The organism is Ramlibacter algicola (assembly GCF_016641735.1).
Classification (GTDB): domain Bacteria; phylum Pseudomonadota; class Gammaproteobacteria; order Burkholderiales; family Burkholderiaceae_C; genus Ramlibacter; species Ramlibacter algicola.
In genome coordinates this window covers 4,137,096-4,162,181 of record NZ_JAEDAO010000001.1, presented here as the reverse complement: position 1 = coordinate 4,162,181, position 25,086 = coordinate 4,137,096, and the positions used below count along the sequence as shown (strand labels likewise).

Annotated in this window: 25 protein-coding genes; 21 read left to right on the top strand and 4 right to left on the bottom strand. The window is 69.6% G+C overall.

Features of this window, described 5'->3' with window-relative positions; all coding sequences use genetic code 11:
* The 3 genes from I8E28_RS20480 to I8E28_RS20470 are packed head-to-tail and all read left to right on the top strand — an operon-like array spanning position 1 to position 3,189.
* Entirely contained in the window at positions 1-858 is an 858-nt protein-coding gene (locus I8E28_RS20480; protein WP_200790129.1) for an efflux RND transporter periplasmic adaptor subunit, read from the top strand.
* Between the two features lie 2 nt (positions 859-860).
* Positions 861-1,757: a methyltransferase domain-containing protein gene (locus I8E28_RS20475; protein ID WP_200790127.1), complete on the top strand. Its 897-nt coding sequence runs from the start codon at positions 861-863 to the stop codon at positions 1,755-1,757.
* A 1-nt stretch (position 1,758) separates the two neighbouring features.
* Positions 1,759-3,189 (top strand): tetratricopeptide repeat protein, encoded by a 1,431-nt coding sequence (locus I8E28_RS20470; RefSeq protein ID WP_200790124.1) that lies wholly within the window; start codon positions 1,759-1,761, stop codon positions 3,187-3,189.
* A 10-nt stretch (positions 3,190-3,199) separates the two neighbouring features.
* On the opposite strand, the gene I8E28_RS20465 is transcribed toward I8E28_RS20470, so the two are convergent.
* A complete protein-coding gene (locus I8E28_RS20465) occupies positions 3,200-4,885 on the bottom strand; it encodes an AMP-binding protein (protein WP_200790122.1) in 1,686 nt (561 codons plus the stop codon).
* 49 nt (positions 4,886-4,934) lie between these two features.
* Positions 4,935-5,669, bottom strand: a complete 735-nt coding sequence (locus tag I8E28_RS20460; RefSeq protein WP_200790119.1) for an FFLEELY motif protein — start codon at positions 5,667-5,669, stop codon at positions 4,935-4,937.
* A 67-nt stretch (positions 5,670-5,736) separates the two neighbouring features.
* Here I8E28_RS20460 and I8E28_RS20455 point away from each other — a divergent pair, with 67 nt between their 5' ends.
* From I8E28_RS20455 to I8E28_RS20435, 5 genes are all read left to right on the top strand, one after another.
* Positions 5,737-6,243, top strand: coding sequence for a hypothetical protein (locus I8E28_RS20455; protein WP_200790116.1), 507 nt, complete (start codon positions 5,737-5,739; stop codon positions 6,241-6,243).
* Positions 6,244-7,839 (top strand): GMC family oxidoreductase, encoded by a 1,596-nt coding sequence (locus I8E28_RS20450; protein ID WP_200790113.1) that lies wholly within the window; start codon positions 6,244-6,246, stop codon positions 7,837-7,839.
* Positions 7,839-8,744, top strand: a complete 906-nt coding sequence (locus I8E28_RS20445; protein WP_200790110.1) for an alpha/beta fold hydrolase — start codon at positions 7,839-7,841, stop codon at positions 8,742-8,744. Before I8E28_RS20450 ends, I8E28_RS20445 begins: the two co-directional genes overlap by 1 nt.
* A gap of 145 nt (positions 8,745-8,889) precedes the next feature.
* A complete protein-coding gene (locus I8E28_RS20440) occupies positions 8,890-9,540 on the top strand; it encodes a helix-turn-helix transcriptional regulator (protein WP_239027278.1) in 651 nt (216 codons plus the stop codon).
* A 73-nt stretch (positions 9,541-9,613) separates the two neighbouring features.
* Positions 9,614-10,270 carry a Crp/Fnr family transcriptional regulator gene (locus tag I8E28_RS20435; RefSeq protein WP_200790107.1) on the top strand — a complete coding sequence of 219 codons (657 nt, stop codon included), beginning with the start codon at positions 9,614-9,616 and terminating at the stop codon, positions 10,268-10,270.
* A 15-nt stretch (positions 10,271-10,285) separates the two neighbouring features.
* Here the strand turns inward: I8E28_RS20435 and hppD are convergent, their stop codons facing one another.
* The gene (gene hppD / locus I8E28_RS20430; RefSeq protein WP_200790104.1) at positions 10,286-11,422 is read right to left on the bottom strand and encodes a 4-hydroxyphenylpyruvate dioxygenase; all 1,137 of its coding nucleotides are present in this window, start codon (positions 11,420-11,422) and stop codon (positions 10,286-10,288) included.
* A gap of 107 nt (positions 11,423-11,529) precedes the next feature.
* Between hppD and I8E28_RS20425 the strand changes: the two genes are divergently transcribed.
* From I8E28_RS20425 to I8E28_RS20385, 9 genes are all read left to right on the top strand, one after another.
* Positions 11,530-12,012: an Lrp/AsnC family transcriptional regulator gene (locus I8E28_RS20425; protein ID WP_200790102.1), complete on the top strand. Its 483-nt coding sequence runs from the start codon at positions 11,530-11,532 to the stop codon at positions 12,010-12,012.
* Between the two features lie 87 nt (positions 12,013-12,099).
* Positions 12,100-12,756: a GNAT family N-acetyltransferase gene (locus I8E28_RS20420; RefSeq protein ID WP_200790100.1), complete on the top strand. Its 657-nt coding sequence runs from the start codon at positions 12,100-12,102 to the stop codon at positions 12,754-12,756.
* 89 nt (positions 12,757-12,845) lie between these two features.
* Positions 12,846-13,730 (top strand): CBS domain-containing protein, encoded by an 885-nt coding sequence (locus I8E28_RS20415; RefSeq protein WP_200790098.1) that lies wholly within the window; start codon positions 12,846-12,848, stop codon positions 13,728-13,730.
* A gap of 35 nt (positions 13,731-13,765) precedes the next feature.
* Positions 13,766-15,265: an apolipoprotein N-acyltransferase gene (lnt, locus tag I8E28_RS20410; protein ID WP_200790468.1), complete on the top strand. Its 1,500-nt coding sequence runs from the start codon at positions 13,766-13,768 to the stop codon at positions 15,263-15,265.
* A 10-nt stretch (positions 15,266-15,275) separates the two neighbouring features.
* Complete coding sequence (gene glyQ, locus I8E28_RS20405) at positions 15,276-16,181, top strand: glycine--tRNA ligase subunit alpha (protein WP_200790095.1); 906 nt, start codon at positions 15,276-15,278, stop codon at positions 16,179-16,181.
* A 2-nt stretch (positions 16,182-16,183) separates the two neighbouring features.
* Entirely contained in the window at positions 16,184-18,295 is a 2,112-nt protein-coding gene (glyS, locus tag I8E28_RS20400; protein ID WP_200790094.1) for a glycine--tRNA ligase subunit beta, read from the top strand.
* A gap of 7 nt (positions 18,296-18,302) precedes the next feature.
* A complete protein-coding gene (gene gmhB / locus I8E28_RS20395; protein ID WP_200790093.1) occupies positions 18,303-18,881 on the top strand; it encodes a D-glycero-beta-D-manno-heptose 1,7-bisphosphate 7-phosphatase in 579 nt (192 codons plus the stop codon).
* Positions 18,882-18,885: 4 nt separating this feature from the next.
* The gene (locus I8E28_RS20390) at positions 18,886-19,620 is read left to right on the top strand and encodes a lysophospholipid acyltransferase family protein (RefSeq protein WP_200790091.1); all 735 of its coding nucleotides are present in this window, start codon (positions 18,886-18,888) and stop codon (positions 19,618-19,620) included.
* Positions 19,621-19,899: 279 nt separating this feature from the next.
* A complete protein-coding gene (locus tag I8E28_RS20385) occupies positions 19,900-20,781 on the top strand; it encodes a M48 family metallopeptidase (RefSeq protein WP_200790089.1) in 882 nt (293 codons plus the stop codon).
* A 97-nt stretch (positions 20,782-20,878) separates the two neighbouring features.
* Here the strand turns inward: I8E28_RS20385 and I8E28_RS20380 are convergent, their stop codons facing one another.
* Positions 20,879-21,946 (bottom strand): MBL fold metallo-hydrolase, encoded by a 1,068-nt coding sequence (locus I8E28_RS20380; RefSeq protein WP_200790087.1) that lies wholly within the window; start codon positions 21,944-21,946, stop codon positions 20,879-20,881.
* 97 nt (positions 21,947-22,043) lie between these two features.
* Between I8E28_RS20380 and I8E28_RS20375 the strand changes: the two genes are divergently transcribed.
* The 4 genes from I8E28_RS20375 (at position 22,044) to can (ending at position 25,086) form a co-directional block, all read left to right on the top strand.
* Complete coding sequence (locus I8E28_RS20375; RefSeq protein WP_200790085.1) at positions 22,044-22,466, top strand: MerR family transcriptional regulator; 423 nt, start codon at positions 22,044-22,046, stop codon at positions 22,464-22,466.
* Positions 22,467-22,500: 34 nt separating this feature from the next.
* The gene (locus I8E28_RS20370) at positions 22,501-22,962 is read left to right on the top strand and encodes a PaaI family thioesterase (protein ID WP_200790083.1); all 462 of its coding nucleotides are present in this window, start codon (positions 22,501-22,503) and stop codon (positions 22,960-22,962) included.
* Positions 22,963-22,984: 22 nt separating this feature from the next.
* Positions 22,985-24,163, top strand: a complete 1,179-nt coding sequence (locus I8E28_RS20365; protein WP_200790081.1) for an isovaleryl-CoA dehydrogenase — start codon at positions 22,985-22,987, stop codon at positions 24,161-24,163.
* A 269-nt stretch (positions 24,164-24,432) separates the two neighbouring features.
* Complete coding sequence (can, locus tag I8E28_RS20360; RefSeq protein ID WP_200790079.1) at positions 24,433-25,086, top strand: carbonate dehydratase; 654 nt, start codon at positions 24,433-24,435, stop codon at positions 25,084-25,086.

Genomic DNA, 25,086 nt, shown 5'->3' with positions numbered 1-25,086 from the left:
ATGTCCCCACGCTCCGTGTCGCGCGGCCTCGCCGCCGCGTTCGCCGCCGCCGCCTGCGGCGCGCAAGCGAACCCGTACGACTGCCTGATCATGCCGAGCCAGACGGTCGAACTGCGCAGCGCGGTCGAAGGCGTGATCGAGAAAATCCACGTGCAGCGCGGCGATCGCGTCAAGGCCGGCCAGGTGCTGGTGCAGCTGGAATCCGCCGCCGAGCGGTCCGCGGTGCAGTTGGCCCGCTCGCGGTCGGAAGCGCAGGGGCGCCTGGCCTCGGCGCAGAACCGCCTCGACTACGCCAGCAAGAAGGTCGAGCGCACGCGCCAGCTGCAGGCCAACGCGTTCCTCAGCGCGCAGGCCAGCGACGAGGCCGAGGCGGAGCGGCGCATCACCGAAGCCGAACTGCGCGACGCGCGCGAGACGCGCGAGCAGGCGGCGTACGAGTACCAGCACGCGCAGAACCTGCTCGAGCGCCGCATCCTGCGCAGCCCGTTCGACGGCCTCGTGCTGGACCGCATGCTCAATCCCGGCGACCTGGCCGAGGCGGGCACCGGCCGCAAGCCGATCCTCAAGCTGGTGCAGGTCGAGCCCTTGCGCGTGGAGGCGGTGCTTCCGCTCGCCGCCTACGGCCGCATCAAGCTGCGCAGCACGGCCGACGTCGTGCCCGAGGGCCTCGGCGGCAAGCACCAGGCCGTGGTGACGGTCATCGACCAGGTGTTCGATTCGGCCAGCGGCACCTTCGGCGTGCGGCTGGACCTGCCCAACGCGTCCGGCAAGCTGCCGGCGGGCATCCGCTGCAAGGTGGACTTCCCCGGGCTGCGCGAGCAGGCCGCGCGCGCGGCGCGAGCGGCGGCCGACAAGTGAGCGTGGCGGCCGACACCGGGGCGGCGCGCCCCGATCCGGCCGACGTGGCTGGCAGGGTGCGCGCCGCGCCGCGTGCGGACGCCCACCTGGTCAACCAGTACTACACGCTCTGCATCCCGTTCTACCGCGAGTTCCTCGGCGACCACTGGCACACCGGCTGGTACGACGCGCAGGCGCCCATCGGGCCGAACGACCAGCTGCGCATGGAGGCCGTCATCGCGCGCAGCGCGCGCCTGGGCCCGGGCTCCGAGGTGCTGGACGTCGGCTGCGGCGTCGGCGGTCCCGCCTGCCACCTGGCGGCCACCACCGGCGCGCGCGTTCGCGGGCTCACGCCCAACGACGACCAGCTGGCCATCGCGCGCGCCTCCGCCGCCCGCCGGCAGTTGCAGGATCGCGTGCAGTTCGACCTCGGCGACGCCGGCCGGCTGCCGTACCCGGACGCGTCCTTCGACGCCGTGCTGTTCTTCGAATCGGCCTGCCATTTCCCCGATCGCGAACGCTTCTTCGCCGAGGCCTGGCGGGTGCTGCGTCCGGGCGGCCGGCTGGCGGGCGAGGACTGGGTCGCCGGCACCGCAGTCCCCGTGCCGCAGCAGAAGCACTGGAACCGCCTGATCGCCACGACCTGGGCGATCCCGGAACTGGACACCATCCACGGTTACGTGCAGGGCATGCAACGCGCGGGCTTCGCCGACGTTGCCGGGCGCGACCTGCGCGAGGAGACGGCGCTGTTGCGCGGCTTCCTGGTCGATCCGCAGGTACGCCGGCAGGTCGAGGCGGAGCGCGCGGCCGAGCCCGATCCGGTGCGCGCGCTCATCATGGAAGGCCTGCTGGTGCTGGGCGAGGCCGCTTCGTTGGGCGCGTTCACGGTCGGACGCTTCCTGGCCCACAAGCCGGCCTGACATGGGCGTCGCCACCGTCTTCGAGGAGCACGCGTCGGTGCTGCCGCACTGGCTGGCCCAGGGCGCTCAGGGCGCCACGCTCGTGTCGCTCGACGCCCACCTGGACCTGCAGTTCGTCGAGCCGGCGCGCATCGATCGCCTGCGCCACGCCCGAACGCCCGAAGCCTGGCGCGCGCTGCAGGCCGCGCATCCGCTCGACCCGGACCGCAGGGCCTGCTTCGGCATCGAGGACTTCCTGCATCCCGCCGCGCAACTCGGCCTCGTGCGGCACCTGGTGTGGGTGGCGCCGCCCCACGTGTTGCGTGATGGCGCGATGGGTGCGCTGGGTGCGCTCGCGCAGATGGAAGGCGTCACGCCGGAGCAGCTTGAATCGTTCTCGATGGGCCGCGGCGGCTGGCTGCAGGGCAGGCTGCTGGGGCTGGACATCGTCGCCGGCACGCTGGCCCAGCTGCAGGGGCTGCCGATCGAAGGCCCGCTGCTGCTCGACATCGACGCCGACTACTTCGTGGCGGTGCCGGGCGACACGCTGTGGTGCGATCCCCTGGCGGCCTGCCGGCAACTGCGCGACTGGCTCGGCCCGGCGCGGCCGCTCACCGTGGCGCGGTCGGTGGGCACCGGCTTCCTGCCGCTGCGGCATCGCTTCATCGCCGACCTGGTCGCGGCCGCGTGGGACGAACGCGCCGACCTGCCGCACTGGAGCCGCCTGGCCGCGGCCGAACGCGACCCTGCGCAGCGTGAAGCGCTGCTGCGCGCCGAACTCGCAGGCCATCCCGACTGCGCCGCGACACTGCACGCGCTGTCGCTGGCCTGCGGCGACCCGGCGGAGGCGCAGCGCCTGCAGGTTGCGGCCGCCGGGCGCGACGCTGCGTACGCGGACGATCCGCTGCGCACGCTGGGCGCAGCCCGTGCCCGCGGTGTGCGCGTGCCTGCAGCCGAACGCGTCGCCCTCGAGCGTATCGTCGCTGCGCAGCCGCCTTCGCCCGAGCGCCGCGCGGCCTGGGTGGCCCTCGGCCTGCTGCAGGCCGGCGAGGGCCGGCTGCAGGACGCCCTGCACTGCGACCAGCAGTCACGCCAGGGACCGGCTGGCCATCCCGACCTCGCCCTTGCCATCGCGCGCTTGTGCCTGGCCACCGGCGATGCGCCGCGTGCGGCGCCGTGGCTCGCGCGCGCCGCGGAAGATGACGAGACGCGCGTGCAGGCCTGGCTGCTCCTGTGCGGAGCTGCACTGCAGAAGGGCGACGCGGTGGCGGCGCTCGCGTGGGCCGAACGGGCGCACCAAGCGGCGCCCGCATGGCCGTTGCCCTTGCAATGGATGGAACAGGCCGCGCGGCGGGCGGGGCGCGCGGCTGCCGCCCATCAGGCGCAGGCGGACCGCTCGCAGCTGCTGCATCGCCTGGACGCCGTCGCGAGGCGCCTGGCGATCCCGGCCTAGCCAGCCGGCGTCACTTCCCGTTGCGCAGCTCGCGGCGCAGGATCTTGCCCACGTTCGACTTGGGCAGGTCCTCGCGGAACTCGATGTGCTTGGGCACCTTGTAGCCCGTGAGGTGCTGGCGGCAGTACTTCATGACGTCGTCCTCGGTGAGGATCGGGTCGTTCTTCACCACGTACACCTTGATCGCCTCGCCCGTCTTCTCGTCGGTGATGCCGACCGCGGCGCACTCCACGACACCCGGGCACAAGGAGATCACGTTTTCCAGCTCGTTCGGGAACACGTTGAACCCGCTCACCAGGATCATGTCCTTCTTGCGATCGATGATGCGCGTGTAGCCGCGCTCGTCCATCACGCCGATGTCGCCGGTGCGCATGAAGCCGTCTGGCGTGAATGCCTTCGCCGTTTCGTCCGCCTGGTTGTAGTAACCCGGCATGACGTTCGGGCCCTTGATGCAGATCTCGCCGGATTCACCCAGGGCGAGGCTGCTGCCGGCGTCGTCCTTGATCGCGACCTCGATCGAAGGAAGCGGCAGCCCGATCGTTCCGGAGAACTCGCGCGCCATCACCGGGTTGTTGGTCCCGATGGCGCAGGTCTCGCTCATGCCCCACCCCTCGACCATCGCGCAGCCCGTGACCTTCTGCCATTGCCGCGCCGTTCCTTCGGACGCGGCCATGCCGCCGGCCTGCGACACGCACAACTGCGAGAAGTCGACCGAGCGGAACTGCGGATGCTGCAACAGCGCGTTGAACAAGGTGTTCACCGCGGGAAGGATGTGGAACGGGCGCCGCTTGAGCACCTCGACGAACTTGCCGATGTCCCGCGGGTTGGGAATGAGCGTCAGATGCGCGCCCCACCGGATGCCGAGCAGGCACAGCGTCAGCGCGAAGATGTGGTACAGCGGCAGGGCCGCGACCAGGTTGCACTTGCCGACGTCGCCCACCTTGCCCAGCGCCGGCGTGAACCAGGCTTCCGCCTGCAGGATCGCCGCCACGATGTTGCGATGCGTGAGCACCGCCCCCTTCGACAAGCCGGTCGTGCCGCCGGTGTATTGCAGGAAAGCGACCGAGTCGAGCGTCTGCTGCGTCGGCTTCATCCCGAGCTGCCGGCCTTCGGAGACCGCCCGCATGAAGGGGACGACCTGGCGGCCTTGCGACAGCGGCAGCTTGTACGCCGGGACCATCTTGGCCAGGTGGCGGACGGCGAACGTGATCCAGCGGCCGTACCAGAACCCGAGCAGGTCACCCATCGACGCCAGCACGACGTGGCGCACCTGCGTGCGCTCGATCACTTCTTCCAGCGTGTGGGCGAAGTTCTCGAGGATGACGATGGCCGAGGCGCCCGAATCCTTCAGCTGGTGCTCGAGCTCGCGCGCCGTGTACAGCGGGTTCACGTTCACGCAGGTGTAGCCCGCGCGCAGGATGGCCGCCATCGTCACCGCGAACTGCGGCACGTTGGGCAGCATGATGGCCACCCGCGCTCCCGGCTCGAGCCCTTGCGCCTGCAACCAGCCGCCCAGGGCCGTCGACAGCTCGTCGAGCTGGCCGTACGTCATCCAGGATTCCATGCAGACCGAGAACGGCCGGCTGGCGTTCTTGCGGAACGACTCCTCCAGCAGCTGCGTCAGCGAGCGGTACTGGCCGACGTCGATGTCGTGCGGCACGCCATCGGGATAACTTCGCAGCCAGGGACGATCCATGCATGCTCTCCTTTTGAGAGCTATTGTGTGCATGCCGCCCGGCCGGCAGCTACGGGGCTTGTCCTAGGATGCGTGCGAGCTCGGTCTCGGCGGCGACAGGGTCGCCGGACCCCAGGGCACGCAGCAGGGCGCCTTCCCGCTCCTCGACGGTCGACAGGAACGCTTCGACCGCCCCACGCTGGCGAGCCATGGCCGCGAACGTGTCAAAGCCGGTCTCGAGGAACCGCTGCAACTCGCCCAGGCCGGCGGCACCGGCCGCGCCGCGCATCATGCGCAGCATCGTGCGCAGTCCTGGGGCACGCGTGAGCCGCGCCAATTCGCGCCCGAGCTCGACGACCGATCCCAACTGCCTTTCACGATCCACCGCCCGATCGATCGCCTTCCACGCCGCGGCATACCGGTGCACGTCGCTGCCGTCGATTCGCAGCCACTCCCGGGCCATCGCAAGATCGAGATCCTCCGTCAGCGCATGCAGCGCGGCCAGGTCCGCGGCGGTGCGCGCGACCTGCGCCGGGAAGAACCTGTCGATCGCGCCGGCGATGCGCGCGAACTGCGCATCGCGGTCCGAATAGTCACGGTCGCCGTAGAGTTCCTCGAGGAAGAAGCCCGCCGCTGCGGCGAACGTGCCGCCTTGCAGCAGGTCGGCGTAGGTGCCCGAGAAGCGCCGCGATTGCAGCCGCTTCACGGCGAGCAGCGCTGCATGCAACCGGGGATCGGCGGCCGCGAGTTCGCGCAGGCGCGCGACCTGCTGGACCGAATCACGGATCGTGCGAGCGGCTTCCATGCAAACCCGCAGTCTAACTAGGCGGCACCCTCTACCGGCTCCCACGCGCCCCCGGCATCATCGGTGCATGCGCAGGCGAAGCTGGCTCAAGCTCGGACTGGGAGCCGCGGTCGTCCTCGCCGTCGGTGGCGGCGCCGCCGCGCTCGTCACCCCGGGCTTGCGCGATGGGAAACTGGCGGCCGAATCCAAGCCGATGATGGCCGCCATCGGCGCGGCCATCCTCGATGGGGTCCTGCCGCAAGCACCTGCCGAGCGCGCAACCGCCTTGTCCGGCCTGCTCGCGCGCACCGACGCCGTCATCGCCACGCTGCCGCCGCACGCGCAGGCCGAGCTCTCGCAATTGCTCGCCTTGCTCGGCACGGCCGCGGGTCGCCGCGCCCTCGTCGGCCTCGACGCACCGTGGCCGGATGCCGCGGTGCAGGACGTGCAGGCCGCGCTCCAGGACATGCGCGTGTCATCGCTGTTGTTGCGCCGCCAGGCGTACCAGGGCCTGCACGACCTGGTCGGCGGCGCGTACTTCTCCGACGCCGGCACCTGGCAGGTGCTCGGCTACCCCGGGCCGGTGGCGGTGTAGATGCCTGTGCCCGATCCCATTCGCGAAGGACTCGCGCGCGGCTGGCGCGTGAGCGGCGGCCCGCACGGCCAACCGCCGCGGCGCATCGCGTGCGACATCGCCATCGTCGGCAGCGGGGCGGGTGCCGGCGTCACCGCCGACATCCTGTCGCGTGCCGGACTGCAGGTGCTGCTGGTCGAAGAAGGGCCGCTTCGCAGCAGCAGCGACTTCCGCCAGCTGGAGTCCGAGGCGTATCCGGCGCTGTACCAGGAGAGCGCCGCGCGCAAGACGCGCGACAAGGCCATCACCATCCTGCAGGGCCGCTGCGTGGGTGGATCGACCACCGTCAACTGGACCAGCTCCTTCCGCACGCCGCCCGCCACGCTCACGCACTGGCAGCAGCACTTCGGCCTGGCGGGCTTCGGCAACGACGATCTCGCGCCGTATTTCGAGCAGGCCGAGCGCCGGCTCTCCATCGGTCCGTGGCTCGCGGCGCCCAACGAGAACAACGACCTGCTGCGGCGCGGCGCCGCCAAGCTGGGCATCGCCGCCGCGGCGATCCCGCGCAACGTCAAGGGCTGCTGGAACCTCGGCTCCTGCGGCATGGGCTGCCCGACGAATGCGAAGCAGTCGATGCTCGTCACGACGATCCCGGCCGCATTGGACCGAGGCGCATCACTGCTGGTCGAAACGCGCGCCGAGCGCTTCGAGTTCGCGAACGGCCGCGTGCGTGCGCTGCTGTGCCGTGGCACCGGTCCGGACGGCGCCGAAATCCGCATCGAGGCGCGCCACTACGTGCTGGCCGGCGGCGCCATCAATTCCCCCGCGTTGCTGCTGCGCTCGCAAGCCCCGGATCCGCATGGCCGCCTGGGACGGCGCACGTTCCTGCACCCCGTCGTCATCTCGGCCTCGGTGATGCCGCAGCAGGTCGAAGGCTGGAAAGGCGCGCCGCAGTCGATCTACAGCGATCACTTCCTCGAGACGCAGCCTGTCGACGGCCCGATCGGCTACAAGCTCGAAGCGCCGCCGCTGCATCCGCTGATCTTCGCGTCGACCACCACCGGCATGGGGCAGCAGCAGGCGCAGGCCTTGCGCGATTTCCCGTTCACCCACGCGTTGCTGGCCTTGCTGCGTGACGGCTTCCACCCGCAATCGGAAGGCGGCACCGTGCACCTGCGCAGCGACGGCTCGCCCGAACTCGACTACCCCCTGAACGACTTCGTGCTGGACGGCTGCCGGCGCGCGCTGCTGAGCATGGCCGAACTCCAGTTCGCCGCCGGCGCCCGCCACGTGCTGCCGGTGCACGAGCTAGCGCAGCCGTACACCAGCTGGGCTGCGGCCCGCCAGGCCTTGCACGCCATGCCGATGCAGCCGTTGCTGACCAAGGTCGTCAGCGCGCACGTGATGGGCGGCTGCGGCCTGGGCGGGACTGCATCTCTGGGCGTCACCCGGCCTGACGGCATCCACTGGCAGGTCGACAATCTGTCCGTGCACGACGGATCGCTCTTTCCCACCAGCATCGGCGCCAATCCGCAACTGTCGGTCTACGGCATCGTCAACCGGCTGGCCCAGGGCCTGGCCAAGTCGCTGTCCGGCCGCGACATCTCCCTGGCTTGATGGCGCCGAACTCCAGCCTGGCGCGCCTGCTGCAGGGCGTGGTGCTGGCGATCGCGCTGGCCGCGGTCGCCTGGCTCCTGGCCTGGTGGCCCGATCGACCGGTGCTCGCCATCCTGGGCGCGGTTGCGATCGGCTCGATCCACAGCTTCTTCCTCGCCACCGAGTTCGTCCTGCTGGCCGCCACGCACGGCAATGATCCGGCGCCCCGCGCGTCGATCGGGCAGCTCGTCGCAGCCTGGTGGCGTGAAACGCTGCAAGGCTTCCGCGTCTTCGGATGGCGCCAGCCATTCGCCTGGCGCGCGGTGCCCGACGCCGTCCATGCCGGCGACAAGCGCGGCATCGTCTTCGTGCACGGCTTCATGTGCAATCGCGGCTTCTGGGCGCCCTGGATGCGGGAGGCGGCGCGGCGCGGCCATCCCTGCATCGCGGTGAACCTGGAGCCGGTGCACGGCTCGATCGATGGCTACGCCGACGTGATCGACGCCGCCGTCCGGCAACTCACCGACGCGACCGGCCGTGCGCCCGTCCTGGTCTGCCACAGCATGGGTGGCCTGGCAGCGCGCGCCTGGCTGCGCAAGGCCGGCACCGAGCCACGCGTCGCGCACGTGGTCACCATCGGCAGTCCGCACCACGGAACATTGCTCGCCCGCTTCGCGCGCCGCACCAACACCAGGCAGATGCGCGCCGGCAGCGCATGGCTGCAGCACCTGGCGAATGCGGCGACAGCGCCCGTGCCCTTCACCTGCTGGTACGCGAACTGCGACAACATCGTCTTTCCGCCCTCGACCGCCACGCTCGCAGGGGCGGACAACCGGCTGGTGCGCGGCGCCGCCCACGTCGATCTCGCGTTCCAGCCCGAAGTCATCGAGGGCACGTTCGCTCTCATCGCGCGGCGGCCAACGTAGGAGCGTTCGCATCGGCTGACTGGGCCCCATCGTCCATGCAGCCGATCCTTTGTGACGCAGGTCACAAGCGCGACGGTGGATAGTTCACTTCCTCCGCCGCCACCCGCTGCCTACCCTTGCTTCCTCACGAACAAGGGAGGCTTCCATGGAAGACACGAGACAGTTCGCCGGCGCCGCCGGCGCGGGCACCGACATGCGCTGGATGCCGGCGCCCGGCCTGGACCTGGTGCTGGACGAACTCGCCTACGGCATCGCGATCGCCAAGGCCGACGGGGAAGTCGTGCACGCCAACCAGGTCGCGCGCCATGAGCTGGCGAGCCAGCGCGTGCTGTGGGTGCAGCAGGGGCGCCTGCAGACGCACATGGTGGCCGATGGCCGCGTGCTGGCCGACGCGCTCGTGCGCGCCGCTTCGGGCAAGCGCAGCCTCGTCACGATCAGCGCGCCCAAGGGCACCCCGTTGACCCTCGCGCTGGTGCCGGTCGGCCGCGGCAACGGCGCGCAGCCGGTGCAGGCGGGCCTGCTGTTCGCGCGCGCCAGCGTCTGCGAATCGCTGATGCTGTGCTTCTTCGCCCGCACGCACTCGCTCACCCCGGCCGAGGAAACCGTGCTGTCCATCCTGTGCCAGGGCTACTCGGCGCCGCAGACCGCGCGCCAGCTGAAGGTGGCCGTCTCCACCGTCCGCAGCCATGTGCGCAGCCTGTGCGCCAAGACCCGCTCCAGCGGCGTGCGCGAACTGGTCAGCCGGGTGGCCATGCTGCCGCCCATCGCCCCGGCGGTCTTCGACAGCGTGCACTGACAGCACGGCGCTTGCGCCCGCGGGGCACCCGGTGCTACGGTGCCCGCAGAACAAGAATCCAGGGGGACGCGACATGAGATCGCTCATCGACGTGGGTCCGGACCGCCTCTACGAGGCCTTGGCCGAACCGGTACGCGCCCTCGCGCGCCGCGGCACCTACCGCCGCTACACCCGCAGCACCATCCTCGCCAACGAAGGCGAGCCGGGCGAGTCGCTGTTCATCGTCGTCGAGGGGCGGGTCAAGCTGTACTCGAACGACGCCGCGGGGCACGAGATCACGTACGAGACGGTCGGCCCCGGCGAGTGCTTCGGCGAGTCCTGCCTCGATGCCGGCCCGCGCCTGACCTCCGCACTGACGCTGGAACCGGTCGCGTGCTCGGTCGTCGGCCGCGCGGCGCTGCGCCAGCACCTGCTCGACGACCCCGCGCACGCGCTGGACTTCATCCTGCGCCTGCTGCACCGTGGCCGCAGGCTCACCGCGAAGGCGCGCGAGCTGGCGCTCAAGGACGTCTACGGGCGCGTCGTGAGCACGCTGGAAGGCCGCCATGGTCCCGCGCGGCCGGAAGCGCCGATCACCCTGTCACCCATCACGCACCAGACCATCGCCAGCCGCATCGGCGCGTCGCGCGAGATGGTCAGCCGCCTTCTGAAGGACCTCGAACGCGGTGGCTACGTGGAGCTCGGCGTGCGGCAGATCACGCTGATGCGCAAGCTGCCCGCGCGCTGGTGAACCGCCGTGGCCCGCTCACGCGGGCTGCTTGGCCGGCAGCACGCCGCGGCGCATCTGGTCCAGCTCCATGGTCTCGAACAGCGCCTTGAAGTTGCCTTCGCCGAAGCCGTCGTTGCCCTTGCGCTGGATGAACTCGAAGAAGATCGGCCCGAGCTGGTTCTCGCTGAAGATCTGCAGCAGCAGCTCGCCCGGCTGGCCGTCGACCAGGATGTTGCGCTGCTGCAGCGCCTCGACATCCTCCTGCAGGTTCGGGATCCGCTTGGGCAGCAACTCGTAGTACGTCTCGCTGGTCGACAGCAGCTTCACGCCGGCCATCTGCAGCGAGTCGACGGTGTCGTACAGGTTGATCGATCCCAGCGCGATGTGCTGGATGCCCTCGCCGCGGTACTTGTCCAGGTACTCCTGGATCTGCCCGGACTTCTCGTTGCCTTCCTCGTTGATCGGGATGCGGATCTTTCCGCAGGGGCTGGTCATCGCCTTGCTCTTGACGCCGGTGGCCTGGCCCTCGATGTCGAAGTAGCGGATCTCGCGGAAGTTGAACAGGCGCTCGTAGAACTCCGACCATTCCGCCATGCGGCCGCGGTGCACGTTGTGCGTCAGGTGGTCGATGTAGGTGAGGCCGTAGCCCATGGGATCCAGCGCGCCGGCGCCGGCGACGCCGGGCAGGGGCTCGAAATCGACGTCGTAGAAGCCGATGTTGCCGATGTCGCCTTCGTTCGCCCCGTTCTTGCCGCGCCAGCGGTCCACCAGGTAGATCAGGCTGTCGCCGATGCCCTTGATCGCCGGGATGTTCAATTCACCGGGGCCGGCCTGGCCCGCATAGCCCCACGCGCCCAGCGAGATCGCGCGTTCGTAAGCCGCCTTCGCGTCCTGCACGCGGAACGCGATCGCGCAGATGCTCGGGCCGTGCAGGCGTGCGAAACGCTGCGCGAACGAATCCGGTTCGGCGTTGATGATGAAGTTGATGCCGCCTTGCCGGTACAGCACCACGTCCTTGTGCCGGTGCTTGGCGATCGGCTTGAACCCCATGCGCTCGAACAGCTCGCCCATCGCCTTCGGGTCCGGCGCCGCGTATTCGATGAACTCGAAGCCGTCGGTCCCCATCGGGTTGTCCCAGGTGCGTTCGACGGTCTTGGTTTCGGGGGCGGTCATCGTGGGTCTCCTGCGGCAAGCGAATCGGGCACTGTAGCGTCGTGCGCGCGCAGTTTTCCGCCTGAGATCGGCTTGGAATTCAGCAATTGCTCAATAAACTTGCGTCCATGCCCGATGCCGCCGCACTCGACAAGCTCGACCGGGCGATCCTGCGCGCGCTGCAGGGCAACGGCCGGGAGACCTACGACGTGGTCGGCGGCCAGGTGGGCCTGTCCCCCAGCGCCGTGCTGCGCCGGGTCAAGCGGATGGAGGAGGCCGGCATCATCGACCGCTACGTGGCGCTGGTGCGGCCGGAGTCGGTGGGCCTGGGGCTGACGGCCTACATCAATGTCCGGCTGGAGAAGCACACCGAGCACCACAAGCGCACCCCGATGGACGCCTTCCGCACCAGCGTGCAGAGCTGGCCGGAGGTGGTCGAGTGCGACGCGCTGACCGGCGAGATGGACTTCCTGCTGCGCGTGGTCGTCGAGGACATGGCCCACTACAGCCGCTTCGTCATGGACACGCTGCTCAAGCACCCCAGCGTGCAGGACTGCAAGACCAGCTTCGTGCTCGACCGTGTGAAGGCGACCACGGCCATGCCGGTGTGAGCGCGTGAGCAAGCACTCACCCGGCGGCCGATGGTGCCGGCGCTCCGCTGGAGCGTCCTCCCTGGCGAAAACCCATACATTGCCGGCATGACTGCCGACCGCGACACCCGCGCGCCACCCGTCCTGGTGCCGATCCGCTCGCTGGGGCCGGCCCACCGCGGCCGCATCCTGCGGCACCTGGAGGCGCTCGACGCGGACGACCGGTACCTGCGCTTTGGCTACAACGCCACCGACGAGCAGATCGAGCGCTACGTCGGCGAGCTCGACTTCGAGCACGACGATATCTTCGGCATCTACAACCGCAAGCTCGAGCTGATCGCCATGGCGCACCTGGCGTACTCGCGCGATCCCAACGCCAGCCAGTGCGCGGAGTTCGGCGTCTCGGTGCTGGCCAAGGCGCGCGGGCGGGGCTACGGCTCGCGGCTGTTCGAGCGCGCCGTGGTCCACGCCCGCAACGAAGGCGTGGAGCTGCTGTTCATCCACGCGCTGTCCGAGAACACGGCGATGCTGAAGATCGCGCGCCGCGCCGGTGCCACGACGGAGCGCTTCGGCAGCGAAACCGAAGCGCACCTGCGCCTGCCGCCGGCGACGTTGGACACGCGGATGAGCGAGCTCGTCGTCGAGCGTTTCGCGCGTACGGACTACCAGCTCAAGCAGCAGGTCAAGAGCTTCTGGGACTTCCTCGCGGCGGTGCAGGAAACGCGGCAGGGCGTCCGCGAGGGCCGCCACAAGTCGGGCAGCTGAACCGCACGAGGGACGGCCCCCGGGGCCGCGCCATGCGATTCCGCTATCCTTGACGTCCCCCAACCACCGCACGTCCTGCTAACAAGGCTGTGTCCGACCCCCACCCTGCGCGCGAGAAGGAAGACCGCCGCACGTTCCTGCAGAAGGTCGCCGAGTTCATCCATCCAGGACCGGATTCGCGCGACGAGCTGATCGAGACCCTGGCCGAGGCCGAAGACAACGACATCATCGGGGCCGACTCCCGCGTGATGCTCGAGGGCGTGATCCGCATGGCGGACCTCAGCGCCGGCGACGTGATGGTGGCCGCGCCGCGGATGGACCTGATCGACATCGAGGCGCCCTACGACGAGATCCTGCACGTCGTCATCCAGACCGCGCACTCGCGTTTCCCCGTCTACGAGGGCGATCGCGAGAACATCATCGGCATGCTGATGGCCAAGGACCTGCTGAAGCTGCAGCGGGCGCCGGAGCTGAACATCCGCGCGCTGCTGCGGCCGGCGGTGTTCGTCCCCGAGAGCAAGGGACTGAACGACCTGCTGCGCGACTTCCGCGGCACCCGCAACCACCTGGCGATGGTGGTCGACGAATTCGGCCGCATCGCTGGCCTGATCACCATCGAGGACGTGCTGGAGCAGATCGTCGGCGAGATCGAGGATGAATTCGACATCGCCGAGGAGGAGGGCGACATCTTCGCCCTGGCAGACCGCACCTACCGCGTGAGCGGCGACACCAGCGTCGAGCGCGTCGACGAGTTCTTCCATGTCCGCCTTGCGCCGGACCTGGCCTCCGGCAATGACGGCGACCATCGCTTCGAAACCATCGGCGGCCTGATCGCGCATGCGATGGGCCACGTGCCCAAGCGCGGCGAGCGCCTGACGCTCGCCGGCCTGGACTTCGTCGTGCTGCACACCAAGGGTGGCGCGGTGCGCTGGTTCAAGGTCTCGTCCACGCCCAGCGACGACAACACCGGGTGAAGCGCCGCCCGCTCGCGTCGCTGGTCCCGTTCGCGATGGCCGCCGTGGCGGGGCTCGCGCATGCGGCGTCGCTCGCACTGCCCGGCAGCGGGCAGCCGGCCTGGTGGCTGCAACTCGCCGCGTTGGCGGTCCTCGCCGGGCTCGTGCAGCGGGCGCCGACCTGGCGGCGCGCGGCCCTCGCCGGCTGGGTGTTCACCACCGCGTGGCTGTGCGGCACCTTCTGGTGGCTCTACATCTCCATGCACTCCTACGGCGGCCTGCCGGCGCCGCTGGCCGCCTTGGCGGTGTTCGCGCTGGCGGCATTCCTCGCCTGCTACTACGCCGTGGCCGCCGGTTTGCAGCGCTGGCTGGCGCCGCAAGGCGCGTGGTGGGGCGCGCTGTCGTTCGCGGCGCTGTGGACGCTGGCCGAGCTGCTGCGGGCCCGCTGGTTCACCGGCTTCCCGTGGGGCGCGGCCGGCTACGCGCACGTCGACGGCCCTCTTGCCGGGCTCGCCCCTTGGGTGGGGTCGTTCGGCATCGGCTTCGTGGCGGCGCTGGTGTGCGCGCAGGTCGTGGTCGCGATCACGCGTGCCGGCGCGAGGGCAGGCTGGATCGGCCCCGTCGTGGCGCTGGCGCTGGCCGGCTTCGCGGCCGCGAAGCCGCCGGGCGGGCAGGACGAAGGCCGCCCGCTGTCGATCGCGCTCCTGCAGGGCAACATCCCGCAGGAGGAGAAGTTCCAGGGCAACACGGGGATCCCGCTCGCGCTGTCCTGGTATGCCGAGCAGCTCACCGCCAGCCGGGCCAGTCTCACCGTGGCGCCGGAAACGGCGATCCCGCTGCTGCCGCAGCAACTGCCACCCGGCTACCTCGAGCCGCTCGTGCGCCACTTCCAGTCGGGCGAACAAGCGGCGCTGGTCGGCATGCCGCTGGGCAGCTACGAGCAGGGCTACACGAATTCGGTCGTGGGGCTCAAGCCGGGCGCCCGGGACGCGTACCGCTTCGACAAGCACCACCTGGTGCCCTTCGGCGAGTTCATCCCGCCGCTGTTCCGCTGGTTCACCGACCTGATGAACATCCCGCTGGGCGACTTCAACCGCGGAGCCGTTGGGCAGCCGTCCTTCGAGTGGCAGGGCCAACGGCTCGCGCCCAACGTCTGCTACGAGGACCTGTTCGGGGAAGAGCTGGCGGCGCGCTTTGTCGATGCGAATCGCGCGCCGACGGTGTTCGTCAACGTGAGCAACATCGGCTGGTTCGGCGACTCGGTGGCGATCGACCAGCACCTGCACATCAGCCGCATGCGCGCGCTGGAGTTCGACCGCCCCGTCGTCCGCGCCACCAACACGGGCGCGACGGCCATCGTCGACCACCGGGCCAGGGTCGCCCAGGTGCTGCCGCGCTTCACGCGCGCCGTGCTCACCGGCGAGGTGCAGGGCCGCAGCGGCACGACGCCTTTCGCCTGGTGGGCGTCGCGCTTCGGCCTGTGGCCGCTGTGGGCGATCGGCCTTGCTCCTGTTTTGGGAGCGCTGTGGCGCTGGCGGCGAGGGGCGCGCCCGTAAAATCGGGCCAATGCTCTCCTTCCAGCAAATCATCCTCAAGCTGCAGGCGTACTGGGACGCCCAGGGCTGCGCCCTGCTGCAGCCGTACGACATGGAAGTGGGCGCCGGCACGTCGCACACCGCCACCTTCCTGCGCGCCATCGGCCCCGAGCCCTGGAAGGCGGCGTACGTGCAACCGAGCCGCCGCCCCAAGGACGGCCGCTACGGCGAGAACCCGAACCGCCTGCAGCACTACTACCAGTACCAGGTGGTGCTCAAGCCCGCGCCGGCCAACATCCTGGAGCTGTACCTCGGCTCGCTGGAAGCCCTGGGCTTCGACCTGAAGAAGAACGACATCCGCTTCGTCGAGGACGACTGGGAGAACCCGACGCTCGGCGCGTGGGGCCTGGGCTGGGAGGTCTGGCTCAACGGCATGGAAGTGACGCAGTTCACCTACTTCCAGCAGGTCGGCGGCATCGACTGCAAGCCGATCACCGGCGAGATCACGTACGGCCTCGAGCGGCTGGCCATGTACCTGCAGGGCGTGGACAACGTCTACGACCTGACCTGGACCGAAGGCCTGTCCTATGGCGACGTCTACAAGCAGAACGAAGTCGAACAGTCCACGTACAACTTCGAGCACAGCGACGCAGACTTCCTGTTCACCGCGTTCTCGGCGCACGAGAAGCAGGCCAGGCACCTGATGGAGCAGCAGCTCGCGCTGCCCGCGTACGAGCAGGTGCTCAAGGCGGCGCACACGTTCAACCTGCTGGACGCGCGCGGCGCGATCAGCGTCACCGAGCGGGCGGCGTACATCGGCCGCATCCGCAACCTGGCCCGCAGCGTGGCCCAGAGTTATTTCGACAGCCGCGAACGCCTCGGCTTCCCCATGGCGCCCCGGGAGTGGGTCGCGCAACTGCAGAAGAAGGCGGCGTGAGCATGGCCAGCAAAAACCTGCTCGTCGAACTCTTCGTCGAGGAACTGCCGCCCAAGGCATTGAAGAAGCTGGGCGAGGCTTTCGCCGGTGGCGTCGCGTCTTCCCTCGCGGCCCAAGGGCTGGCCGAACCGGCCACGGCGTTCGAAGCCTTCGCGTCGCCGCGCCGCCTGGGCGTGCTCGTGCAGGCCGTGCGCGCCCAAGCCGCCGACAAGGCGGTGTCGCACAAGCTGATGCCCGCCACCGTGGGCCTGGGCGCCGACGGCCAGCCGACGCCCGCGCTGTTGAAGAAGCTGCAGGCATTGGGCGCCGATGCGTCCGTGGTGCCGCAATTGCGCCGCGCCATGGACGGCAAGGCCGAAGCGCTGTTCCTGGACAGCACGCAGCAAGGCGTCACCCTCGCGGACGGCCTGCAGAAGGCGTTCGCCGACGCCATCGCCAAGCTGCCGATCCCCAAGGTCATGACCTACCAGCTGGCCGACGGCTGGACCGACGTGAAGTTCGTGCGCCCCGCGCACGGCTTGGTGGCGCTGCACGGCAATGACATCGTGCCGCTGCAGGCGCTGGGGCTGCAGGCCGGGCGCACCACGCACGGCCACCGCTTCGAAGCGAAGTCGCCGACGGTGGAGATTCCCGATGCCGACAGCTACGCCGCGACGCTGCGCGAGCAAGGCGCGGTCATCGCCAGCTTCGCCGAGCGTCGCGCCGACATCCAGCGCCAGCTGCAGGCGGCGGCGCAGGCCGTCGGCGGTGGCGCGACGCCGATCGAGGACGACGCCCTGCTCGACGAAGTCACCGCGCTGGTCGAGCGCCCGAACGTGCTCACGTGCACCTTCGAAGCCGAGTTCCTCGAGGTGCCGCAGGAATGCCTCATCCTCACGATGAAGGCCAACCAGAAGTACTTCCCGCTGCTGGACACCGCCGGCAAGCTGACCAACAAGTTCCTGGTGGTCAGCAACATCCGCCCGCAGGACCCGAGTGCGGTGATCGGTGGCAACGAGCGCGTGGTGCGCCCGCGGCTGGCCGACGCCAAGTTCTTCTTCGACCAGGACCGCAAGAAGCCGCTCGAGTCGCGCGTCGCCGGCCTGGCGAAGGTCGTGTACCACAACAAGCTGGGCACGCAGGGCGAGCGCATCGAGCGCGTGCGCGCTTTGGCGAAGGTCATCGGCGCCCAGCTGGGCAGCGACCAGCTCGCGCACCAGGCCGACTTGGCGGCCCGCCTGGCGAAAGCCGACCTGCTGACCGACATGGTCGGCGAGTTCCCCGAACTGCAAGGCGTGATGGGCGGCTACTACGCGCGCCACGACGGCCTGGGCGAGGACGTCGCGATCGCGATCGAGGACCACTACCGTCCCCGCTTCGCCGGCGACGCGCTCCCGCGCAACGACCTCGGCATCGCCGTGGCCCTGGCCGACAAGCTGGAGACGCTGGCGGGCCTGTTCGCCATCGGCCAGCTGCCCACCGGCGACAAGGACCCGTTCGCGCTGCGCCGCCATGCGCTGGGCGTCGTGCGCATGCTGATGGAAAAGCAGCTGCCGCTGGCGCTGAACGAGCTTGCCGCGCAGGCGCTCGCGCTGTTCCCGCAAGCCGGGCCCGAGACCACGGCGCAGCTCGCCGACTTCATCGACGACCGCCTGGCCGGCCTGCTGCGCGAGCAGGGCTACAGCGCGCAGGAAGTGGACGCCGTGCTGGCGCTCAAGCCGCAGCAACTGGGCGACGTCGCCGACCGGCTCGCCGCCGTCCGCGCATTCGCCAGCCTGCCGGAAGCGCCGGCGCTCGCCGCCGCCAACAAGCGCATCGGCAACATCCTGAAGAAGGCCGAGGGCGTGCAGCCCCAGGTGCAGGACGCGCTGCTGCGCGAACCCGCCGAGCAGGCGCTGTATGCCGCGATGCGCGACGTCACGCCGCGCGCGGGCCAGCAGTTCGATGCCGGCGATTACGCAGCGTCGCTGCAGACGCTGGCAGCCCTGCGCACACCGGTCGACAAATTCTTCGACGACGTGATGGTCAACGCGGAAGACGCCGACCTGCGCGCCAACCGCCTGGGCCTGCTCGCGTCGCTGCACGGCGCGATGAACCGCGTGGCCGACCTGTCGCGCCTGGCCGTCGAGAAGTGAGCGCGCGATGAAGCTCGTCATCCTCGACCGCGACGGCACGATCAATGCCGACAGCGACGACTACATCAAGTCCCCGCAGGAGTGGCAGCCGCTGCCGGGTGCGCTGGAAGCCATCGCGCGCCTGAACCACGCCGGCTACCACGTGGTGATCGCGTCCAACCAGTCGGGCCTGGGCCGCGGCCTGTTCGACGTCGCCTCGCTCAACGCCATGCACGCCAAGATGCACAAGCTGCTGTCCGCGCACGGCGGCCGCATCGACGCGGTGTTCTATTGCCCCCACACCGACGACGACAAGTGCAACTGCCGCAAGCCGCTGCCGGGCCTGTTCGAGCAGATCGGCGAGCGCTTCGGCATCGAGCTCAAGGGCGTGCCGGTCGTGGGCGACAGCGTGCGGGACCTGCGGGCCGGCGCCGCCGCCGGCTGCGAGCCGCACCTGGTGCTCACCGGCAAGGGCGCCGCGCTGCGCGGGCAGCCGCTGCCCGACGACTTCCCGCCCGGCACCCAGGTGCACGAGGACCTCGCCGCCTTCGCGGACGCCGTCGTCGGCCGCGCCGCGCCGCGGCCGCAGCATCAGCAGCAGGCCTGACCCGATGGCCATGCTGCGCTCGATCCTGCACGGGCTGTGGATGCTCGTGACGGTGGTGCCCTGGGGCATCTGGATGGTGACGTCCTCGCTGTGGTCCAACGGCGAGCAGATGTACTGGAAGGCCGCCCGCTGGCTGGGCTGGCAGATCGACGCGCTCAAGCTGCTGTGCGGCGTCGAGGTGCGCGTGCACGGCATGGAAAACCTGCCGGAGGGCAAGACCAGCCCGGCGATCCTGCTGGTCAAGCACCAGTCGACGCTGGAGACCTTCCTCATGCCCACGCTGATGCCGCACCCGCTGGCGTACGTGTTCAAGCGCGAGCTGATCTACATCCCGTTCTTCGGCTGGGCGATGGGCCGCATGGACATGATCCACATCGACCGCCGCCAGCGCGCGCAGGCCTTCAACAAGGTCGTGGAGCAGGGCAAGCGGCTGCTCGCGCAGGGCATCTGGGTGATCATGTTCCCCGAAGGCACGCGCATCCCGCGCGGCCAGAAGGGCAACTACAAGTCCGGCGGCACGCGGCTCGCGGTCGCGACGGGCGCGCCGGTGATCCCCATCGCCGTCAGTTCGGCCAAGGTCTGGCCGCGCAAGGCGTTCGTCAAACGGCCCGGCGTCGTCGACGTCGTGATCGGCAAACCGATCCCCAGCGTCGGCCGCGATGCGGAAGAATTGATGCGCGAGGTGGAAACTTTCATCGAAGCCGAGATGCGGCGCCTCGATCCCGAGGCTTATCGTTAGGGCCTGCGCGCCTCATTTTTGTCGGATGCGTTGCGAGTCAAAAAGGCCCAGTGCTAGGCACGCCGTTGCAGCCGCACTCACGTGCGGCAAGGCGGCGTAACGACGCAATGGGCCTTTTTGGCCGCAACCCGAAGGGAACGTGCTGAAAACCGCGCCACTCCGCGTTGTGCTCCTAGCCAAGGCGTCAAGCCTTGGCGTCGTCCCACGCCTTGATTGGCGCGGTTTTCAGCGCGTTCGCATCGACAAAAATGGGGCGCGCAGGCCCTAAACTCGGCCTCGATGTTCAAGCTGATTCAGCTGACGCTGGACCTGTTCGATGCGCCGGCCCCGCCGGCACCCCCGCCACCGGCCCCTGCGCCGGTCGCTGCACCGCCCGCCGAACCGCTCGATGCGGTTCTCGCCCCCGCCACCTTCCACCACCCGCGCGCCAACCGCAGCGCGCTGCTGGGCACCACGTTCGTCGCCTACGAGTTCAAGCGGGCGCGGCGCAAGAGCATCGGCTTCGTCGTCGGCCAGGAGGGCCTGACGGTCAGCGCGCCGCGCTGGGTGCCGCTGGGCGAAGTCGATGCCGCCGTGCAGTCCAAGGGCGCCTGGATCCTGTCCAAGCTCGATGGCGCGCGCCAGCGGCAGGAGAAGATCGAATCGGCCCGCATCGAGTGGAAGGACGGCGCCAGCTTCCCGTTCCTGGGCGAGACGGTCATCGTGGTGCTCGACTCGCGCAATGGCAGCGCCGTGCTGAACACCGATGCTGACGCCTTGCCGGGCGTGCCGCGCCTGACCTTGCACGTGCCGCTGCCGCAGCACGCGACCGCCGACCAGATCCGCGATGCCGTGCAGGCGTGGCTGATGCGGCAGGCCAAGCGCCTGTTCACCGAGCGCCTCGATCACTACGCCGGGCCGCTCGGCGTGCAGTGGCGCAAGCTGGTCCTGAGCAACGCGGGCACGCGCTGGGGCACCGCGCATTCGGACGGCACGATTCGCCTGAACTGGCGCCTGGTCCACTTCCGCCTGTCCGTGATCGACTACGTCGTCGCCCACGAACTGTCACACCTGCGCGTGATGGACCACAGCCCGCGCTTCTGGGACACGGTCGCGACTGTGGTGCCGGACTATGCGCAGCTGCGTGGGCAGTTGCGCGACGAGGCGCTGCCGCCCTGGTGATCACGACTCGCGGTTTGTCATTGCGGGGTTGACCCGCAATCCACACCAAGGGGCAGCGCCCCGCATGGATCCCGACTTTCACCGGGATGACAAACGTTCAGGCGCTGAACCGATACACCCCGTCGGCGCCTTGCGCGCGCCGCAACTTCCCCCGGAACCACAGCGCATGCAGGTGCGCCACCGCCTCGCCCATGGCGAAGGTGGTCTGGTGCAGGTCCAGCGTGCGCTTGAACAGCACCGGCAGCATCTCGGCCGCGGTGGAGGGGCGTTGCTTGCACGCTTCCAGCACGTCGGCCAGCCGGTCGCGGTGGTGCTCGTGCAGCTGCTCGATGCGCCGGTGCACGCCGCGGAACGGCTTGCCGTGCGAGGGCAGCACCAGCGTGTCGGCCGGCAGCGGGCGGAACTTGTCGATCGACGCCAGGAACAGCGCGAGCGGGTCCGACTCCGGCTCGATGTCGTAGACGCTGATGTTGGTCGAGATGCGCGGCAGCACCATGTCGCCGCTGATCGCGACGCCCAGGGCCGGGCACCACAGCGAGATGTGCTCGGGCGCATGCCCGTGGCCGCTGATGCAGGTCCAGTCGTGCTCGCCGATGCGCACCTGCATCCCGTCCATCAGGCGCCGGAACGTGCGCGGCACCGCCGGCACCATGCTCGGGTAGTAGCTCGCGCGGCCGCGGATCTTCTCCAGCGATGCTTCGTCGACCAGCCCGTGCGAGCGGAAGAACGCCGCCGCCGCCTCGCCGCCGAAGCCGGTCGTGCTCTGCGACGCCATGCGCGCGGCGTTGTAGTCGGTCGCGCTGATCCACAGCCGGCACGGATGCTCGGGCGTGCTCCAGCGCTCGCACAGCCAGTGCGCCAGGCCGATGTGGTCCGGGTGCATGTGGGTGACGAGCACGCGCAGGATGGGCAGGCCGTCGAGCGCCGAGGCGAACACCTGCTCCCACTGCGCCTTGGCTTCGTCGCGGGTGATGCAGCAATCGACCACCGTCCAGCCCTCGCGGCCGTCGAGGCGGTCGCGCAGCAGCCAGAGGTTGATGTGGTCGAGGGCGAAGGGCAGCGCCATGCGCACCCAGCGCACGCCGGGAGCGATCTCGAGGGCGGTGCCGGCGGCCGGGAGCGTGTCGCCGAGGGGGTACTGCAGTTCGGCTTCTTGCGGATTCATGCGGGGGTTCTCGCGCAATTGACGTTGACGTCAACGTCAACTCTAATCGGGTCATTCTAGGCAGGTCCGCCGCAGGGCCTGTCTCCCCCGCGTCCTCATGGCCACCACCTACACCATCAGCGACCTCGCGCGCGAATTCGACCTCACCACCCGGGCGATCCGGTTCTACGAGGACATGGGGCTGCTGCAGCCCGAGCGCAGCGGCCCCGGCGGCCGCAATCGCGTCTACAGCCCGCGCGACCGCACCCGGCTCAAGCTCACGCTGCGCGCCAAGCGCCTGGGCCTGTCGCTGTCGGAGGCCAGGGACATCATCGACATGTACGACAGCCCGCGCGACACCGGGCCGCAGCTGAAGAAGTTCCTGGCCGTGCTGGCGCAGCACCGCAAGCAGCTCGAAGAGCAGATGGCCGACCTGCAGGCCAACCTCGACGAGGTCAAGGTGCACGAGCGCGAAGCGCGCGCGCTGCTGGGCAAGTCGGAGAAGGACAAGGAAGGCGGGCGGCGGGCACGGCAGGCATAATTGACGTTAACGTAAACGTCAATCGAGCCCAGCCATGCCGCCGACCGAGTTCCAGCCTGCCGACCCGCGGTTCGCCGAGCGCGTGCGGGCCAGTTTCGCGCGGCAGACCGCGATGGCCACGCTGGGCTGCACCCTGGCGGAAGTGGAGCCGGGCCACGTCGTCATCGACCTGCCCTGGGCCGCGCACCTCACGCAGCAGCACGGCTTCCTGCACGGCGGCGTCATCGGCGCGGCGCTGGATTCCGCCTGCGGCTACTCCGCCTCCAGCCTGATGGCCGCCGACGTCGGCGTGCTGAGCATCGAATACAAGGTGAGCTTCGTCGCTCCCGCGAAGGGCCAGCGCTTCCGCGTCGTCGGTCGCGTGGTGAAACCGGGGCGCACCATCACCTTTTCCGAGGCGCACGCCTATGCCCTCGACGACGGCCGCGAGAAGCTGGTCGCCACCATGACGTCGACGCTGATGGCCATCGCCGGCCGCGACGACGTCAAGCACTGAACACGAGACACAGGAGACAGCCATGGACCTGCCGGGCCTGAACTTCCAGCTGGGCGAAGACATCGACGCGCTGCGCGACGCCGTGCGTTCGTTCGCCGAAGCCGAGATCGCGCCGCGCGCCGCCGAGATCGACCGCAGCGACCAGTTCCCGATGGACCTGTGGCGCAAGATGGGCGACGTCGGCGTGCTGGGCATCACCGTCGAGGAGGAGTACGGCGGCGCGGCCATGGGCTACCTGGCCCACATGATCGCGATGGAGGAGATCTCCCGCGCGTCCGCCTCGGTCGGCCTGTCCTACGGCGCGCACTCCAACCTGTGCGTCAACCAGATCCGCCGCAACGGCAATGCCGCGCAGAAGCAGAAGTACCTGCCCAAGCTGATCTCGGGCGAACACGTCGGCGCGCTGGCGATGTCGGAACCCGGTGCCGGCAGCGACGTCATCTCGATGAAGCTCAAGGCCGAGGACAAGGGCGGTTACTACGTCCTCAACGGCAACAAGATGTGGATCACCAACGGCCCGGACGCCGACACGCTGGTGGTCTACGCGAAGACCGAGCCCGAACTGGGGGCGCGCGGCGTCACCGCGTTCCTGGTCGAGAAGGGCATGAAGGGCTTCTCGATCGCCCAGAAGCTCGACAAGCTGGGCATGCGCGGCTCGCACACGGGCGAACTGGTGTTCCAGAACGTCGAAGTTCCGGCGGAGAACGTGCTGGGCACGCTCAACGGTGGCGCCAAGGTGCTGATGTCCGGCCTCGACTACGAGCGCGCCGTGCTCGCCGCCGGACCCATCGGGATCATGCAGGCGGTGATGGACAACGTCGTGCCGTACATCCACGACCGCAAGCAGTTCGGCCAGAGCATTGGCGAGTTCCAGCTGATCCAGGGCAAGGTCGCCGACATGTACACCATCCTGCAGGCGGCGCGCGCCTACTGCTACACGGTGGGCAAGAACCTGGACATGCTCGGCACCGAGCACGTGCGCCAGGTGCGCAAGGACTGCGCGTCCGTCATCCTGTACTGCGCCGAGAAGGCGACCTGGATGGCGGGCGAGGGCATCCAGGTGTTCGGCGGCAATGGCTACATCAACGAATACCCGCTGGGCCGCCTGTGGCGCGACGCCAAGCTGTACGAGATCGGCGCGGGCACGAGCGAAATCCGCCGCATGCTGATCGGGCGGGAGCTGTTCGCGGAGACGATGTGACCGTTGCGGCGCTGCCCACGCTCGCCGGCACGCGCTGGCCGACGCGCAGGCGTGGTGCGGTGGCGGTTGGCGCGAACGGGTCCCGTTCGCCTGGGGCATCGCCGTCGCCGATGAGGTCGTCGGTTTGCATCAGCGTCCGGACTCGATCAAGGCGGGACGCGTGATCGACCGAGTGCAGTACGCGCTCTACCGCAGGGGCGAGCTCCGTCCCATCCCGTAGGTAATTCGCCGGACCGCTTCCCGGAGGAGGTCCGCAGGAGAATGCAAGCATGACCACCATCCGCGATCTCTTCGAGCACAACCGCGCGTGGGCCGAGCAGATGGAACGCGACCGGCCCGGCTTCTTCAGCGGCCTGGTGCAGCAGCAGCGTCCCAAGTTCATGTGGATCGGCTGCAGCGACAGCCGCGTGCCGGCCAACCAGATCACCGGCCTGGAGCCGGGCGAGGTGTTCGTGCACCGCAACGTGGCCAACGTCGTCGTGCACTCGGACCTCAACGCGCTGTCGGCGATCCAGTTCGCGGTCGACATGCTCAAGGTCGAGCACATCATGGTCGTCGGCCACTACGGCTGCGGCGGCGTGATGGCGGCCCTGAACAACACGCGCGTGGGGCTGGCCGACAACTGGATCCGCCACATCCAGGACGTGCGCGACCGGCATCGCTCGCAGCTCGAGGAAGTGCCCGAAGCGGCGCGCGGCGACTTGCTGGTCGACCTGAACGTGATCGAGCAGGTGGTGAACATCGGCGTGAGCACCGTGATGACCGACGCGTGGGCCAAGGGCCAGAAGGTCACGGTGCACGGCTGGGCCTTCGGCGTGCACGACGGCCTGCTGCAGGACCTGGGCATGTCGGTGTCGTCGGGCGACGACCTGGAGCCGCGCTACCACGACGCGATCGACAAGGCGCTGGCCAAGCGCCGCTGA